The 15,108-nt window shown below is 51.5% G+C and carries 17 protein-coding genes and 2 pseudogenes; 6 read left to right on the top strand and 13 right to left on the bottom strand.

The window, feature by feature from the left end; all coding sequences use genetic code 11:
- From ABUA47_RS15865 to ABUA47_RS15855, 3 genes and pseudogenes are all read right to left on the bottom strand, one after another.
- A pseudogene (locus ABUA47_RS15865) lies at positions 1 to 1,143 on the bottom strand (phage tail tape measure protein); the annotation flags it as partial.
- Positions 1,144 to 1,236: 93 nt separating this feature from the next.
- Positions 1,237 to 1,422: a hypothetical protein gene (locus ABUA47_RS15860; RefSeq protein ID WP_004293597.1), complete on the bottom strand. Its 186-nt coding sequence runs from the start codon at positions 1,420 to 1,422 to the stop codon at positions 1,237 to 1,239.
- 11 nt (positions 1,423 to 1,433) lie between these two features.
- On the bottom strand, positions 1,434 to 1,790 hold the full coding sequence (locus ABUA47_RS15855) for a hypothetical protein (protein WP_008860783.1): 357 nt from the start codon (positions 1,788 to 1,790) through the stop codon (positions 1,434 to 1,436).
- A gap of 224 nt (positions 1,791 to 2,014) precedes the next feature.
- On the opposite strand from ABUA47_RS15855, the gene ABUA47_RS15850 reads away from it, so the two are divergent.
- Genes ABUA47_RS15850 through ABUA47_RS15840 form a run of 3 tightly spaced genes read left to right on the top strand, consistent with a single transcriptional unit; the run spans position 2,015 to position 4,529 of the window.
- Entirely contained in the window at positions 2,015 to 2,992 is a 978-nt protein-coding gene (locus ABUA47_RS15850) for a hypothetical protein (protein ID WP_004303975.1), read from the top strand.
- A complete protein-coding gene (locus tag ABUA47_RS15845) occupies positions 2,986 to 3,768 on the top strand; it encodes a hypothetical protein (RefSeq protein WP_004303974.1) in 783 nt (260 codons plus the stop codon). The genes ABUA47_RS15850 and ABUA47_RS15845 overlap by 7 nt, the downstream gene beginning before the upstream one ends.
- Positions 3,765 to 4,529, top strand: coding sequence for a metallophosphoesterase (locus tag ABUA47_RS15840; RefSeq protein ID WP_004293601.1), 765 nt, complete (start codon positions 3,765 to 3,767; stop codon positions 4,527 to 4,529). The genes ABUA47_RS15845 and ABUA47_RS15840 overlap by 4 nt, the downstream gene beginning before the upstream one ends.
- Positions 4,530 to 4,613: 84 nt before the next feature.
- On the opposite strand, the gene ABUA47_RS15835 is transcribed toward ABUA47_RS15840, so the two are convergent.
- The 10 genes from ABUA47_RS15835 to ABUA47_RS15790 all read right to left on the bottom strand — a co-directional run bounded on the left by ABUA47_RS15835 (position 4,614) and on the right by ABUA47_RS15790 (position 13,486).
- Complete coding sequence (locus ABUA47_RS15835; protein WP_004293602.1) at positions 4,614 to 5,105, bottom strand: DNA N-6-adenine-methyltransferase; 492 nt, start codon at positions 5,103 to 5,105, stop codon at positions 4,614 to 4,616.
- 6 nt (positions 5,106 to 5,111) lie between these two features.
- The gene (locus ABUA47_RS15830) at positions 5,112 to 5,567 is read right to left on the bottom strand and encodes a hypothetical protein (RefSeq protein WP_004293603.1); all 456 of its coding nucleotides are present in this window, start codon (positions 5,565 to 5,567) and stop codon (positions 5,112 to 5,114) included.
- A gap of 3 nt (positions 5,568 to 5,570) precedes the next feature.
- Positions 5,571 to 6,923 (bottom strand): DUF2586 family protein, encoded by a 1,353-nt coding sequence (locus ABUA47_RS15825; RefSeq protein ID WP_004303973.1) that lies wholly within the window; start codon positions 6,921 to 6,923, stop codon positions 5,571 to 5,573.
- Positions 6,923 to 7,270, bottom strand: a complete 348-nt coding sequence (locus tag ABUA47_RS15820; RefSeq protein WP_004293605.1) for a hypothetical protein — start codon at positions 7,268 to 7,270, stop codon at positions 6,923 to 6,925. The genes ABUA47_RS15825 and ABUA47_RS15820 overlap by 1 nt, the downstream gene beginning before the upstream one ends.
- Before the next feature lie 75 nt (positions 7,271 to 7,345).
- Complete coding sequence (locus tag ABUA47_RS15815; RefSeq protein ID WP_004293606.1) at positions 7,346 to 8,395, bottom strand: hypothetical protein; 1,050 nt, start codon at positions 8,393 to 8,395, stop codon at positions 7,346 to 7,348.
- 126 nt (positions 8,396 to 8,521) lie between these two features.
- Positions 8,522 to 9,760, bottom strand: a complete 1,239-nt coding sequence (locus tag ABUA47_RS15810) for a Clp protease ClpP (RefSeq protein ID WP_004293607.1) — start codon at positions 9,758 to 9,760, stop codon at positions 8,522 to 8,524.
- Positions 9,761 to 10,043: 283 nt separating this feature from the next.
- Complete coding sequence (locus tag ABUA47_RS15805) at positions 10,044 to 10,748, bottom strand: hypothetical protein (RefSeq protein WP_004303972.1); 705 nt, start codon at positions 10,746 to 10,748, stop codon at positions 10,044 to 10,046.
- Complete coding sequence (locus ABUA47_RS15800) at positions 10,745 to 11,323, bottom strand: hypothetical protein (RefSeq protein WP_004303971.1); 579 nt, start codon at positions 11,321 to 11,323, stop codon at positions 10,745 to 10,747. Before ABUA47_RS15800 ends, ABUA47_RS15805 begins: the two co-directional genes overlap by 4 nt.
- On the bottom strand, positions 11,304 to 11,939 hold the full coding sequence (locus ABUA47_RS15795) for a phage minor head protein (protein ID WP_004303970.1): 636 nt from the start codon (positions 11,937 to 11,939) through the stop codon (positions 11,304 to 11,306). The genes ABUA47_RS15800 and ABUA47_RS15795 overlap by 20 nt, the downstream gene beginning before the upstream one ends.
- 224 nt (positions 11,940 to 12,163) lie before the next feature.
- Positions 12,164 to 13,486, bottom strand: coding sequence for a DUF935 family protein (locus ABUA47_RS15790; RefSeq protein ID WP_004303969.1), 1,323 nt, complete (start codon positions 13,484 to 13,486; stop codon positions 12,164 to 12,166).
- Positions 13,487 to 13,729: 243 nt separating this feature from the next.
- Between ABUA47_RS15790 and ABUA47_RS15785 the strand changes: the two genes are divergently transcribed.
- The 3 genes and pseudogenes from ABUA47_RS15785 to ABUA47_RS15775 form a co-directional block, all read left to right on the top strand.
- Positions 13,730 to 14,227, top strand: coding sequence for a hypothetical protein (locus tag ABUA47_RS15785; protein ID WP_004303968.1), 498 nt, complete (start codon positions 13,730 to 13,732; stop codon positions 14,225 to 14,227).
- Between the two features lie 10 nt (positions 14,228 to 14,237).
- A complete protein-coding gene (locus ABUA47_RS15780) occupies positions 14,238 to 14,576 on the top strand; it encodes a hypothetical protein (protein ID WP_004303967.1) in 339 nt (112 codons plus the stop codon).
- Positions 14,563 to 15,108: pseudogene (locus ABUA47_RS15775) on the top strand (DNA-binding protein); the annotation flags it as partial. The gene ABUA47_RS15780 and the pseudogene ABUA47_RS15775, both read left to right, overlap by 14 nt.

Genomic DNA, 15,108 nt, shown 5'->3' with positions numbered 1-15,108 from the left:
ACCCATATAGGCATTGAGCATCGAAGCGAACGGGAGGTTCCTGAGTGACGGCGCTTTCGAATACTGGATACGGTTGATGGCGGCACGGCGTTTACTGCGGTAGAGCGTACCGGCTGCAGTATGTTCCCGCTGCATGAGCCTGACGGACTGCATCGCATTGCGCTGTTCCTGCCGTCTTGCAGCCTGCTCGGCCTTTATACGTTCCGTTTCTGCCTTACGGCGTGCCTGTTCTGCCTGCCGGCGTATTTTCTCCGCAGCACGGGCGGCATTCTTGCACTCCCGTTCTTTAGCCCGCGCTTCATCGGCACGCCGCTTTTCCGCCGCGGCGGTTTCTGCCAGAGCCGCCTTACGGCGCTGGTCTGCGGTAAAGAGCTCCTCCGCGTGGACCAGTTTCTGGCGATGCAGCTGCTGTCCTGCATAAAGCCGTTCCATCAGTTTTTGCCGGGCCTTTTCGGGCATTACGAAGGCCTGCGGAGCATATGGCACCGGAACGGAAGGTGTGAGTCCTTCGGATGGTATGCCTCCCTGCATGTTGAAAGAAATGACAGAAGCACTTTTGATACGACCCAATAGGGAAAGTATCTGCTGCAACCTGTTTTCCGCCGTCCCGGTCTTGATTTGCAGTTCCCGGTCACGTTCCATGGAAACCAGGGCGGAGTTGATTTTCCCGATGGCTTTGGTAATGCGTTTCTGCGCGTCTGCCATCGTGCCAACGGACGAGGCGGCATTCTTTTCGATCTCCGCTTTGCGCATCTCGGCAGCCTTTTTCTCGTAAAGGCTTTTGGCGTTGGCCTTGATTTTCTTGCTGTCCAAAGCCTGACCGGCATTGATGGTCAGGCTGATGCCTTTGGAAAGCGTGGAAATATCCGTGAGTAACCCCTTGATACGTTCCAGCTTCTCTTCGCTTTTTTTCGTATCGATGGTCAGGCGGTAATCGAAATTACGTTTCTTGCCGTTCTTGGTGCGGAACACGCGGTCTATCTCGTCCATCATATTCTTGATGTTCGTGACGGCCGGAGTCAGGGACGCTTTCGCCTGTACCAGCTTGCCTACCGCCTCACCGAAGGCGATAACCTGCTTGGTGCCCTGAGAGGCATCCACGTTGATGGAGTAGTTGACCTGATAGTTCTGTTCCTGAGCCATGGTAATGGGTACTGCGTTAAAAGAATAGTCTTTCCGCAAGGGCGGAGATTATGAAACGAAGGCCGCCGCAAACCGGAAGCTTACGGCGGCAGGTCAAGGAGTCCTCTCCGGCAATGACATCGGAACGGGCATACGGCTGATGAGCATCTGCTCGTGCAGCCACAACGCCTCTTCGGAAAGCATCGCGAACTCCTCGTCGGAAATCGTGTCGAGGTTGACGCCGGGAAAGTAGTGGCGGACATAGATCATCCGCTGGCGGATGCGCTGCTCGTCGGTCACTACCCACCGGCTTATAAGTTTACCAGGACACTCTGGCGGGTGGTGATCAGCTCGGAAAGCTGTCCCATCAGACCGAACAGGAAGAGCGACTCGTCGTCCACGAGTTCCTTATCTCCGTCCACGAAGCAGTCGCGGGCCAACGTGCGCATGGCGATTACCTCGTCCTTTTTGGAAGCGGCCATGAATTTGCTGAACTGCGGAAAGCTCGGTTCGGACATGTAGGCCACATAAATCTCTTTCTCGCCGTTTGCGGTGTCTCCGAAAACGACCATCGGACAAATCTTGCGGAGTTTCTTCTCCTCTTTCAGTTTGAGGGCTTTTTCCTTGATCTTGATCTCCTGTTCCAATGAAAGCATTTTTTCGTCCATATCGAATTTGTTTTGATTCACCGAAAGAGTAGGACAAAGAATCGTGGAAAGGTTGAAGACACGGTTCTTATTCACTTGTAATCCATATGTTATACAAAAAACTTCTTTGCTCCTGATATTCCCAGATCAGTCTTTAAAGGAAATTTCGCTGAATATATTTCATATATTTCTTTGATATATAGTATATAATCGTTAATTTTGCATATTCTCAAACATAAATGATTATGTGCAAAATAGATGATTTTATAGATGTGACAAGCCGGTACATCGCTGAATTGCTTGATTTGAGGGCGGACATCAGGCCGGTCGAAAAGGATGTCTTGCATACATTCCCAGCCAATATTACTGCCGGTTATACATTTTGTACGGCTAACTTGTTGGGGCATGACGTAGTTCTTCTGTATAGTGCAGACAGTTCTGCATATACTCCGGGGCAGATGCGGAAACAAAAAGAACTGGTTGAGCGAAAAGCCCAATGCCCGGTAATATTTGTATTGCGTACAGTGGCGGCCTATAATGTACGGCGTCTTGTCAGACATCGTGTAAATTTCATCATACCGCAAAAGCAAATGTTCATACCGGATTTGTTGATAGATTTGAAACCGCATAAAAATAATATCGGGGGCGGTGAAGAAACGCAGATTCCTGCAATTGCCCAATGCATAATCCTTTATCATCTTGAAGTAAAGTCTCTCGAAGGGAAAGGAACTTATGATATTGCAGATCTTTTCAACGTGTCGTATGCCAATGTAAACCGGGCGGTCAGATGGCTGAAAGATAAAGAAGTTATCGCTTTATCCGGCGGCAAGACAAAGAGTATGATATTTCAGTTCAAAAAGCGTGAATTATGGGACAGGATGTTGCCGTTCCTGGCGAACCCCATCGAGCGGATTGTATATACCGATAGTCTGCCTGATGAAGTATTTTGTATTAGTGGAGTAAATGCCTTGTCGGAATATTCAATGCTGAACAAGGAAAAAAATGACACTTATGCCATTGCAAAAGAAGAAGCTCGACGGTTGCAAATCCGGACAGACAAGGAATATGGCGAGACCCGCATAGAGATATGGCGTTACAATCCATGTTTTTTCTCAAAAAACGGCATTGTAGACAAATTGTCTTTATTTCTGGCCATGAAGGATATGGATGATGAACGCATTCAAATAGAATTGGAAACTATGATAAATAATATGATATGGTAAGAGGAATTGATAAATTCAGGGAGTTTTTCACCGGATATGAAGGAAACTATGTCATCATAGGTGGTACTGCCTGTGAAATGCATGAAGAAATATATGCACAAACTCCAAGGGCGACCAAGGACATAGACATTATACTGATTGTGGAGGCGCTGTCTTCGGATTTTGCTGCAAAATTCTGGGAGTTTGTAAAAACCGCAGGGTACAGACAAAGGAATAAGGGAACCGGGAACGGGGAATGCAGGCATGAATATTACAGGTTCAAGGAACCGGGAAATCCGGATTTCCCGTATCAGATAGAACTCTTTTCACGAAATATCGGGGTTGTCAAATTCCCGGACGATGCCCACATTACCCCCATTCCGGTTGATGATGACCTGTCAAGTCTGTCAGCCATTTTGATGGATGATGACTATTATAATTATACCATTGAACACAGCACGTTGGAGGAGGGCGTACATATTGCGAACATTGAAAGTCTTATCTGTCTGAAATGCAGGGCCTATTTAGAAATGACCGAGCGGAAAAACAATGGAGAACAAGTGGACAGCAAACATATCGTCAAGCACAAGAAAGATGTATTCCGGCTGGTTGCCATGCTTGCTCCTGCCGACACCTACGAAGTTCCTGATTCGCTTAAACAAGATGTTGACAGGTTTTGCCTGGCTGTCAAAGAAGAAGTGCCAAACTCTGATTTTTTCAAATCGGCAGGACTTAAAAGCATTTCCGGAGAACAGTTATTGGAACAACTTGAAGCCAATTTCATAACACAACAATGAGAATCCAATACGCATCCGACCTGCATCTCGAGTTTCGGGAGAACAGCAGTTTTTTGAAGCACAACCCGCTGGCTGTTGCCGGAGAAGTGCTTGTCCTTGCCGGAGATATAGGATATATCGGAGATGAGAACTACTCCAGACATCCGTTCTGGGACTGGGCTTCCGGAAATTACAGCCGGGTCATCGTGGTTCCCGGAAACCACGAGTTTTACAAGATGTTCGACATAGACAAGCTGTATAACGGCTGGTCGCTCAAAATCAGGGAAAACATCACCTGCCACTATAATGCCGTTATCCCATTGGGTAACGATATAGAATTGATCGCTACCACACTGTGGTCACATATCCTGTTGCAGGATGCCTATGAAACTGAGGCAGCCATCACAGATTTCCGCAGGATGCGTTACGGCAGCGAACCGCTGGACTGGACAAGGTTCAATGACGAACATTCGCGCTGTTTCCGTTTTCTGGAACAGAGCGTAAAACAAAGTACTGCCAGACATCTCATTGTCGCCACTCATCATGTACCGTCATTCGAACTGATGGCGCCGGAGTTCAAGGGCAGTCCGCTCAATGGGGCATTTACCGTGGAGCTTGGCGGTTTCATTGCAGACAGCCCGATTGAATACTGGATATATGGCCACTCGCACCGCAATATCAATAAGGTCATCGGAAACACCCGGTGCATATGCAACCAGTTGGGCTATGTGTTCAGTAACGAGCATACGTCATTCGATAAGGAAGCGCATATTTCGATTTAAGTCTGCCATACATAAATCCCGTCTGTCAGCCAAGGTCAATATCCGGCAAACAGACGGGTTATTATGTAACAAATTTATGGTTGACTATTGAAGTCGTGGCTTCACCAACTTCCCGTCGATACCGCATGTTTCCAGAACCGCGGTATTTTCTTTGTTGAAGGCGATCAGGCATGACGGCGCTCCGGCCGTACCACCCTGTTCCCCCGTAACATGGTAAAAACTGAGCCGTCCCTTGATAAAGAGTATTGAATCGGCGTTTGGGAATATCAGTTCGTGGAACAGGCGCGTGTCCGTGCGGGCAAAAGTGAGCGCGACGGCATTCCTGTGTTCGACACACCTGCGGATAAACCGGACAATCAGTGCAGTGTCATAGGGAGGATTGCAGAACACACGTCCGAACCAGGGTTGTTGCAGGCCGTCATCCTCAATGGTATAGTGATGTCGCGCCGTATCCCATGGGCGGTTTACGGGCGAACACGGATCCAAATCGAACGGCCCCAGCCTCCGAAGCAGGCAGGGAGGCGTGAGCCATTCGTTCTTTCCGGTAGAAGATTTCCCCTCGAAAGTTACATCCATGACAGCTTAGATTGTATCACCCGAGCCGATTTGGATATCGAACGGGTTGAGATCGAATTCATGGGTGATATTGGTATCATCCTGCTGTGACTCGAGACAATCCTCCGTGAAGATGCAACCTTTGAGCGTTACGGTCGTCGTTGTCCAGTCCTCGCCGGCCATCGGGTTGGCAAAGCTGATAATCAGGTCGAACTCGCCGATTTCGAGCAGCGAGCCGTACACCGAACGCAACAGCTGTTGCGTGGCATAGTCCATCGTGATGCTCGCCGTATAGGTAATGTTCCCGAACCCCCTCGACACCGGCCGTCCTCCCATGCCGTAGTTACTTTCGACCTTGCGCTTCTTCGACCATTTGATGGCCGACACGCCTTCAAGGGTCGTGGAACCTTCATCGATTCCCAGGGCGGTCGATGACAGGGTTATCATCGACCACGAGTATGCTACATTGTTGATTATTGCCATATGCTATGTCTTATTTGCGGTTAATGACAGTCCTTCCTCTACATAAATCTTCACGGCCACGCCCACCGGGACAAGGACATAGGAGATGCGCAGCGTGTCGTCCACCAACACGTTCTGGTTCGGGTCGATAGTGACGGCGTATCCTGAAATTTCCTGCGCCGCCTGCATCTTGGCCAGTATATCCCCGATGAGTGTCTTGAAAGCTGTAATCTTCGACGGGGCGAGGAACCCGGTTGAAGGATTGACCATCAGCGGTGAGTTCACATACGGCAGCAGGGCTGCACGCACGGCACGGCGGCTCTTGTTGATGGTGCGGTTCCGGGCAATGGTACGGAAATCCCCATGTGAGCATGTCTGGTCTTTCGAGATGTAGATCCCGTTCTCGCGGCCGGCATACTTGATGGGAAAAATATACCCCTTATCGTCGAGTTCGTCCAGCAGTGACGGGGAGAGTGACTCGTACCGGTTCAGGCTGAGGAAGTTCTCCTCTGCCTCGTCGAGGTTGATGTCCCCGAACCCCAACTCTATTTCCTGGAAATCGTCCGCGAAGAGATTGAACTGCTTGACCCATGCGATGGATTCGTGCACGTTGGCCTTTGCTATGGCTCCCATAACCGCTCCCAAAAATCCCACGGGCGTATGGTTCCTGTTGCACATCTGCATCGTGGAGATCTTTTCGTGATGCGCCTGGCCGAATATACAGCTGATACGGCTTGATTCACAGATGCATGAAGGTATTTTATTCAGGTCAATCTGACGCCCCTCAGTCGTATCCGCCCCCGTATTGGAAGGATTGGCGGAAAGGATGAGCGAGAGCGGCTGGTTCTGCTCCGCAAGCCCCACGGCCACGTCGTTGAGCCCCTTTACCAGATTGAGGTTGTATTGTTCCGATGCGCCGTTCGCTTTCCACAGCGGCTGTTCCGTCCATATGCCTATCTGGTTGATCATACCCCCGGCAGCACGCTGCATGATTTCCAGCGCATCCCAGTTCGCCGAACAGTCCGCGAACATCACGTAGAGTTTTCCTGAACCGCCCGGATTGCCGGACATGCGGAAAAATTCACGGATATGGTATGCCGGGATGCCGTGCAGGAAATTGACATTCATCTCCTCCTCGTCGGTTGCCTCCACACGTTCGATGATACCGAAGTCGTTCACGGCGGACTTGAACGAGGTGATGTAGCAGACATCGCCAGGCTTGAGCCTGGTCTCATTGGTTTTACCATACCCCTCCGTGAAAAGCGTCGGCTGGAGGGACACGTCGAACAGCAGTCCCGTCACCTTCTCGCCCGACGAGCCGGTATCGTAAGGAATATTGCCGTCCACATCCTTGATAAATACATTACCGAGTGCCATTATGATTTCTTTTTAAGTTCGTTGTAGAAAGGATTCCTGTAGAGTACGGCCTTGCCCCTGATGGCGGCCGCCGTGTCCGGCGCATAGGTTCCTCCGTGCGTGTCGATGTACAGCGACGGATATGCCGGGAACTTTTTCAACAGGGACAGGATGTGAGGCTCTGTCGTCTCCTCCGACCCTGCATTCCCTTTCCCCGCGGTCTTGGCCGGCAGCCTGTCTTCAGTCTCGCCGCCTGTCCCGAGGTTTTCCGATGCCGTTTCCGGAACGGGCACCGCCTGAGCCTCCGGTGCAGGAATATTATTGTTGTCTGTCTGCGGAGTTTCCTCCGTGTTGATTTTCTTTGCCATAACAGTAGAATGAAAATGGGGAACGGGGCCTTGCCTCCGCTCCCCGGGTGGATATTGAGAATGAAGAAAGGTGTGTTATTCGCTCTTCTTGTAGGCGGTATGGACCACGATCTCCGCCGGGCGGACGATGTTCACGTCCATTTTCATGCGCATCTGGAAAAAGAACAGCTCGGAGTTGGCCTGCAGACGGTCGATTTTCAGGATGTCCGTGTCGTTCGCGTAATCCACCCCCATCCACAGGTTGGAGTCCATGCCGGTGGAGAACTCGCCGAGCACCATCGTGTGTTCGGGGATTCCCACGACCGGGACGATGCGCTTGCCCTTGAAGCGATAGCGGTTGACCTCGGTATTCTCGGAATACTTGACCTGCTTGTCCGAGATATATTGGTCATACGCGTCCCAGGCGTCCCATCCGACCACAAAGGTCAGAGATGTCTTCTTTCGGATCTGCTTCGGACATTTCCTCCACATCGCATAGAGCGCCGCCTCCACCGCGGCCCCGTCCGTCAGCTCGGTCGTTCCCGAAATGATGCACTGCCCTCCGGCAACCACCTCGGCATCGGAGGAGTTCACATTGTCGAGGATCCGTTTGATGACCCCGTCAAAATATTTCTCCTTGTTGGCTCCGATTTTCGTGCAGCCTTCCGGTGCGGTAATCTTGGCCACCGTCTCTCCTCCGCGGGCGGAAGTCCAGATGGCGTTTCCGATATACTCGTTTTTCTTGTCCATAAGGAGACGGAGCATCGTCGCCTGGATTTTCGGGTCGAGCTCGCGGAACACGAGATTGCCTTCCGGCTGCGCGAAACGCCAGTACTTCTCGTAGTCCCTCGGGTTAAACTCGAGATAGACCATAAAATCGGACGGCTCAAGATGGCGTTCGGTGAACTGGTACTCGTTCGTGCCGTCATCGCCCTTGGCTCCGTGGATGGGTTGTGGGGTCGGCACGTTGTCCTGGATAATGTTGCCCAGCTTGATGGCAGGAAGCGTATAGCGGTGCTGGATGCCCGTCTTGATATGAATCAGTCCCTCGCGGACTGTATCATTGCCCTGCACGGTATAGGTCAGCAAGTCCTCAAGTACTTCGCCGCTATACCCGTTTTGAAGAAAGTTTACTGTATCAGCCATTGTCGTTTTAAGTTTTCCGTTGAAGAATGAAACTCGGCCGACTGGCGGATACCTGCTGTTTCCGCGCGAGACACTGCGGTCTCCGGCATGTCAGTTAAAATCGGGCGGACGCCCGCGGATAGTCTGTCAGAGCTTTCGGAACTTGAAATCCGCACCGACCACTTCCGCCACCTTCTCGGCCATCAGCTGTTCGGCGGTCTTTGTCGCTTCCGCCGTGGCCTGGATGTTGGCAGGGTCATCGGCGATTTCCTTCGAGATTTTCTCCCGCGCGGGAATGGAAGCCAGCGTGCTTTCCGCCAACTCGAAGTTGGAACCGGCCATCTCCACCCACTGCGTTTTCGCCTCACGGTCAATCTTGCCTTCTGCAATGGCATTCTCCACCAATGTCTCGATACGGGAAGCCTGCTCGTCCTTCTCTTTCTGCTCGTAGGCGGAAAGGCGTGCCGTCGCTGCGGCCAGGTCTGTCTGCAAGTTCCGGATGGAGGCGTCTTTTCCGGCGATGACGGTCTGCGCGTCGCTCAGTGATTTCTGTATTTCTCTGTATTTGGGTTCCATCGCGGCCAGTTCAGAGATACGTGCCATCACGTCCTTGACCTCACCGTCCTTCATGCCCAGCGAGGCTGCAATCGCCCCGTACTCAAAGCCTTGTGTCTTGTTTTCGTTTGCCATATCGTTTTCCGTTTCTGTAAGAGTAGGTTCAATGCCTTTGAAAGGTTTATTTCCCGCGCTGACACGGCTCATCAGTTCCTGGATGGCGGCCGTATCGGTCAATCCTTCTATCTCGTCATGCACTTTACGGCAAAGCTGCTTCGAGGTATGGATGACATGCTCCGCAGGTATGATGCCGGCCTTGACGGCAGCCTGTGCGTCGAAATAGGTCCCGTCCTTTCCTGCCTGTCCGTCCATGATGGCCCGCACATGCTCCGCTTTCAGGCCGAACCGTTTCCGGTAAATCGTCTCGATCTGTTTGGTAAAAGCCGTTACCATGTCCGACGGTTCCCCTCCGTCATCGTCCGGCAACATCGGGTTATGAATCATCAGTATGGCATAATCACGCATGAGAGAACGCTTGCCCGCCGCCCAGATGATGGAGGCCATCGATGCCGCGACCCCTTCGATGATACATTCCGTATCCACCGTGGCATTGGCGATGGTGGAATAGGTGGACATGCCGTAAAGGACACTGCCGCCCTCCGAGTTGATCAACACACGGATACAGGAGGGACGGATGATATTTTCCAAAAAGTCGAACTCGTCATTGAAACGTGAGGTCGTCTCTTCCGTCACGCGACCGAAGAAACGGATAACAGCCGGCTGGCCTGCCTTCGCCTCTCCGACGACATATTGAAGTGTGTTCATATCCATATGCAAGGGTTATTTGAACAAGAGTAGGCGGTGGGAAAAGAAAAGGTTTTGCACTGCTATTTATGGAAGTGGAAATATGAGAATCCATCCATTTATGGAAATGCGATTATCTTTACAGTATAATAGATTGTTCAAATTACAGACCGGTTGCAACTATTTGTATCAAGACCGGCATGCTGAACATTCTAAATTCAGCAAGTACAGAAAATGTATCATGAGTCTTGTATTATCTGCTGATTCATGTCTGTTTATACGCAGTGCGGATAAATCTCCTGCATGGATTTCAATTTTTCGATCCGGTATCCGAAAAACCAGATACTTCGTCATGTTCCGGACGCGGATGGAAGCCGTGTCCGCCGCTGTCATGTTGCGGCGCATCGCTGTGTTGGGTGAACGGGGGCATGACCACATACCTTTTTACCCAGTCCCTGTATTTCCACGCGGAAGATTCCCTGAACCATACCTCGTAGTCTATCCAGTACGCCTGCAACATATTGGTTGAAAGCGGCATGTCGAAATAGGTCAGGTTGCACCGCTCGCTCAGCGCCGGCTCATGGTTCTTGGCATCCTGTATGGCTACATTGAGCCGCTGGAAGACCAGAAACGCCTCGCATTCCTTGTCTTCGTCCGCATTGTTGAGCGTATTCAGGATAAACCGCACGCGCATGGTGGCGCGTCCCTCACCGATACGCTGTTGCTGTACCAGGTACCTCACGTTGATAAAGTGGATGAACACGGCAGGGAACACAGTCTCATACTCCGTGTTATCGTCACGAACAATGCGGGCGAACTGGCCGTTGTCGATAGCGACGGTTTTGAACAGGGGCGGCGACAACGGGTCGTCCGGATTCTCCCGCAGGGTCAGGACAGCCCGCTTAACGGCCCGGTATATCTCCACGAAAGGGTTCGCGGAAACTTCTTCAGGCAGGCTCTCCGCCGGTGCCGACGGTTGTGCGGGCTGTGGTGCGGGGTGTTTGTCTTTTATCATAGCGGCTGGTGTGGAAATCCTTTAAAAATCATATCTATGAAATGGACGGCGATATAGTCGTCCGTTTTCGGTGAGAATCCGATGAACTGCCGGTGTACGGGACGGCGCGTGGAATACTGGTTTACCGTGTACAGCCCGAACTTCGGATCGGTATTGTGTATGGCGGCATAATGCCCGTAACGCTCCTTGCTGCGTCCCCGCTTGCCCTTGACTGGAAAGCTCTTTTCCGTAGTCCACATGCAATACCTGGCGCCTTTCCGGAAGATGCGCGTACGGTCCGAACGCCGTCCCACTATGTCTGTCCGGCCGGCTTCCGACTGTATGCTCCGGGCCAGAGTCCCCGTATCGTTCATGAGAGGATGGGTGAACCTCTTTCCCCATTTGGAGGTACGAGGCGCCCATTTGCTACCGTTGAATCCCCCCGAAGCGAATGAGGACAGGAACTGCTGCCTGGTATAGTCACCGGCAGCAGTTGCGAAGTCGAATACGTTGAACTCTAGCCGGCTGGCCATGACGCGCGTACTGGTCCTGCTTACCCAGTGGCTGCAAAACTCATCAAGCGTTATCTTGGGCATAGGCGAACTTTCCTTTAATGCGTTTCACAATATCATTCATGTAACCCGGAAGCGGGACGGAGAAATAGCGGTGCGCATCGGAAAAGATACGCCCGCCGGTTGCCAGGCTCTCCCGGAAGACCGGATCCACCTTTTCCAGATAGTCTCCCTTATCCGGCAAAGCCGCCCGGACAGCGGCGAACCCCTCCGCGACCAGAAAGCAGCGGCATCCCCATTCGATCGGCGGTATCAGTTCCGGAGGAAACTCGGATTTGCGGAAGGAAATCCCTTCCAATGAAAGATGCCAGGCACGTACCCGTTCATCGCCTTGTGTCATGTAGGTAAGCACGGTATCCATATCCACCGCCATCCACCATGCGGCCATCGAGGCCGCGAAGAATACCTGGTTGTTCTCTTCCTCCGCATGAACGAGGTTATACCTGCGGCATATCTTTTCGTGTGCTTCCATGTCCTGTTCATCCGCTGTCTCGGGCAGTTCCCCGAGCATGGAATACTCCTCTGCCGCGGCAAAATCCACCAGGTTGTCTATGGCTGCAATCAGGATGTCACGCTGCTGCCGTTCCCTCTCTGTTGTAAAGGAGTTGTGATTTTTCAGTATCTCCAATGCCCGGTCCATGTCGATTCGCAGACCTGTCAGCGCACGGTCTATGAGGAAAGAGGCACGCAGGGTGATGATGTCCTCTATAATGTCGAGACGTTCCGCGCTGTTCTCCCAATAGAGGATCAGCCTGCGGAATGCATCGAAAATGACACGATACTCCTTTTCCGTATCGGATTCCGTGGTTGCAGATGCCCTGACAGCTCTGAACGGAGCGTTGTCCGGGAGCGGAAGACGGGCTTCTATTCCGCTCCCCGCAGAAAATTTCCGACCTTCGCCCCCCGGGGGCGTCCGTAACGCCGGAAATACTCCTCGTCCGACATGATGCCCCGGTCGTTGTGGCTGAGACCGGATGAGCCGCCTTCGGCTCCGAAACCTAATCCCGGGATAACATTGAGCTGCCGGCCCACATTGATACCGAACTCTTTCTCGATCTCATCGGCCGCCACTTCATATTTGTCCGTGATCAGCGAATAGAGCTTGATGCGGTCCTCGTTGCTCATCTCTATCCGGTTCGAATACCGGAACTCCAATCCTCCGGGGATATACCCGATAGCCACCAGGCGGGGGATTATCTCCTCGTTCATGATGTTTTCGATATACCGACGGTAGACTTCGATACGGTCGCGGAAAATGTCCTGGTGTGCTTTCGTGGAACCCACGTACGACTGCATCCCTCCGGCCATCGACTCGGAGCCGAGCACGAGGTTGGCAACTTCCTTGTTCACAAACTCGATAAGCCCGGTATATATCTTTTCCGAGTTGGACATGGTGAATGTCTTGATATCGACCTCGTCCTCAATGCCGGTAACCACCACCTTGTTCTGTGCCGCGTTGGCTATCTCGTTAGCCAGCCTCTTGCGGTCGGCGTTGCTCTCGCTGACCGTCTTTCCGTGGATAATCGGCTGTCCGTAAGTATGGGAAAAGTTCACATAGTTGGCCACCGTGAATTTCTTGGCCAGTATCAAAGGGGTCGTGGCGGAAAAAAGTCCCAAGTCGCCGGAGTTTACCAGTACATAACAACGGTAATATGCCGGGTCATGTAAATCCCAATGCGGCTCCCACAGTCCCTGCCGCTTCAGTACCGTTTTCTGGTCCGGTAACACATTACGCCGTTCGATGATGTTGACTTCCGCCAGCCTGCCCGTTCTGGGGTCAGTATGCGGCATGATTTCAAGCAGGGTGTACCCGTAGAGTTTGGATTCCACTATGCCCTTGATTATCTTGTCGAACTGCGAACCCTGTATCTTCAGGGAGTTCGCCACGTCCTTGATGTATTTTCCCTTTTCGTTTACACGGGCAAGCATATAGCGGTCGCCGAGAATCTGGCTTTCCAGTGTCTCGACAACGGAACGTATATGAGCGTCCTGTTGCAGGCAGGCTTCATACAGGTCAATGAGCCGGGCGCGGTCATCGAGAATATATCCCGAACCGGTATCCTGACGACATGAACGGTAGCGGTTGTTGCGCTCGATTTCGCGAACATACTCCTGAATTGTCTTTTTGGAGGTCTTAAAAATACTCTCCAAGAGTTCCCCGTTAAATGATTTGTCCGATGTAGCCATAATTTTTTTGTTTCTTGTTCAAAGAGTAGAGACAATCCTCAAGAGAGGTTTTTACGGCTAAAAGAATATATGGAGAACGGGACTCTTAATGCTTGATTTACAAACCGAAATATGCAACTTAAATATATAGATATTTCGGTTTTATTTGCGTTGTAAATATCTTATTATCAGTAATTAACAATTTATTAAAAGTGTAATTTATGTATATATTTATAGTGTATTTCATATTAAAAAGATATATCTTTGCACCACGTTAGATACAAATCCAAGAACAATGAAAAAGAGAACATGAAAGAAGAAAAGATTCCCTGCCGGATAATCCGGTACAGGGAGTTCCCCGATCTGCTTTTCGGAACGTTACGGGAAGACGGACCGGTCTATTTCGACGCGACACGCTTCATCCAGGCCAAAGGAGATGCACGCCGGCATAATGTCCGTGATTTCCGTGTCGCTTTCCATCACTGGGCAACGGCGTTGGCAGACGCCTACGGAATAGACAGGGAAAAGATGATCATCCGTGACGAGGCGTCGGGACACCTGTTAATTGATGAATGTCTGGCTCTATTATTTGTCGTTTACATCGATCCCGCGTTCGGTGTCTACCTTCTGGAGCGCGTGGACGAACTGCTGTCCGGTGGATTTACGGTTTCAGACACTTGGCTGGTACAGGCTGCCGGTCTTAGATTTACAAAGGAGGAATTAACGCAAATTTTAGAACAACATGAGACGCAGCACATTTAAACGACCCAAGATGGTGCTCATCTTCAACGGGGCACAGGTTCTTGTAGCGGTCACGCGCTCGCTGCACAGCGCGGCGGAATTGACAAAAGGCAACTTGCAGGCTATCTCATTCTGTTGCACGGGCAAGTATGTATGCAGCGGCGGACTCTATTTCAGGCATCTGCATCCGGATGTGGAAATCGAGCTGGCCGACCTCGGCACACTGATGCTGAAAGATTATGACGCCCTTTGCGGCGAGAAACGCACGTACTATCCGGTGCGCAAGATGGCACATAAGAGAGCCTTGCTTGAAAACAAACGTAAGTCTGATAACCAAAAGAAAGGAGGAAATACCTATGAGGGAAAATAGGAATGTTCCGTTCCGGGACTGGAACATAAGGGTTTCCCGGAACCATAACGGCCAGCTCCATATCTGCGCCGTGGATATATGCGATATACTCAAGCGGGACGAACTGCTTGAAAACGGCGCCATCGCCCGTGTTTGCCCGACGGCATTGAAAATCAGTTTCCGGAAAAACGGCAGGGAACAGTGGGGTTTCCGTCCCATCGATATGCGTCGGCTTTTACAACTGGTACGCAAGGAGACTATTATACCCCGTGACCTGCTTGATGAATTGGAAGTGTGGGGCAACAAGCTTCTGGAACTGGAAGCCGGGGAGCTGCACGCCGTCCCGCAGGACGACATCGTCATGCACTTCGAGGAAGGGTTCCCCGTCACGTTCCGGCGTGTCGGCGACAAGCTGATGGTCAACGCCACGCAGATCACGATGCACTTCGGGAAAATCCCGTCTGAATGGCTACGCATCGCTTCCACGGATATGCTCCGCAGGGAAATGGCCGGCAACGGACATACCGGGAAATACGAGTCGCAAGTCTTCACC

The sequence above is a fragment of the Bacteroides sp. RTP31139st1_H2_RTP31139_211217 genome, assembly GCF_040227615.1.
Lineage (GTDB): Bacteria > Bacteroidota > Bacteroidia > Bacteroidales > Bacteroidaceae > Bacteroides > Bacteroides uniformis.
The sequence above is the reverse complement of the archived record's forward strand: the minus strand, read 5'-3'. Positions and strand labels throughout refer to the sequence as shown.

Coding starts and splice junctions, on each gene's coding strand:
- ABUA47_RS15855 (WP_008860783.1), bottom strand. CDS start 1,790: ATGGACGAAAAAATGCTTTCATTGGAACAGGAGATCAAGATCAAGGAA.
- ABUA47_RS15850 (WP_004303975.1), top strand. CDS start 2,015: ATGTGCAAAATAGATGATTTTATAGATGTGACAAGCCGGTACATCGCT.
- ABUA47_RS15845 (WP_004303974.1), top strand. CDS start 2,986: ATGGTAAGAGGAATTGATAAATTCAGGGAGTTTTTCACCGGATATGAA.
- ABUA47_RS15840 (WP_004293601.1), top strand. CDS start 3,765: ATGAGAATCCAATACGCATCCGACCTGCATCTCGAGTTTCGGGAGAAC.
- ABUA47_RS15835 (WP_004293602.1), bottom strand. CDS start 5,105: ATGGATGTAACTTTCGAGGGGAAATCTTCTACCGGAAAGAACGAATGG.
- ABUA47_RS15830 (WP_004293603.1), bottom strand. CDS start 5,567: ATGGCAATAATCAACAATGTAGCATACTCGTGGTCGATGATAACCCTG.
- ABUA47_RS15825 (WP_004303973.1), bottom strand. CDS start 6,923: ATGGCACTCGGTAATGTATTTATCAAGGATGTGGACGGCAATATTCCT.
- ABUA47_RS15820 (WP_004293605.1), bottom strand. CDS start 7,270: ATGGCAAAGAAAATCAACACGGAGGAAACTCCGCAGACAGACAACAAT.
- ABUA47_RS15815 (WP_004293606.1), bottom strand. CDS start 8,395: ATGGCTGATACAGTAAACTTTCTTCAAAACGGGTATAGCGGCGAAGTA.
- ABUA47_RS15810 (WP_004293607.1), bottom strand. CDS start 9,760: ATGGATATGAACACACTTCAATATGTCGTCGGAGAGGCGAAGGCAGGC.
- ABUA47_RS15805 (WP_004303972.1), bottom strand. CDS start 10,748: ATGATAAAAGACAAACACCCCGCACCACAGCCCGCACAACCGTCGGCA.
- ABUA47_RS15800 (WP_004303971.1), bottom strand. CDS start 11,323: ATGCCCAAGATAACGCTTGATGAGTTTTGCAGCCACTGGGTAAGCAGG.
- ABUA47_RS15795 (WP_004303970.1), bottom strand. CDS start 11,939: ATGGACCGGGCATTGGAGATACTGAAAAATCACAACTCCTTTACAACA.
- ABUA47_RS15790 (WP_004303969.1), bottom strand. CDS start 13,486: ATGGCTACATCGGACAAATCATTTAACGGGGAACTCTTGGAGAGTATT.
- ABUA47_RS15780 (WP_004303967.1), top strand. CDS start 14,238: ATGGTGCTCATCTTCAACGGGGCACAGGTTCTTGTAGCGGTCACGCGC.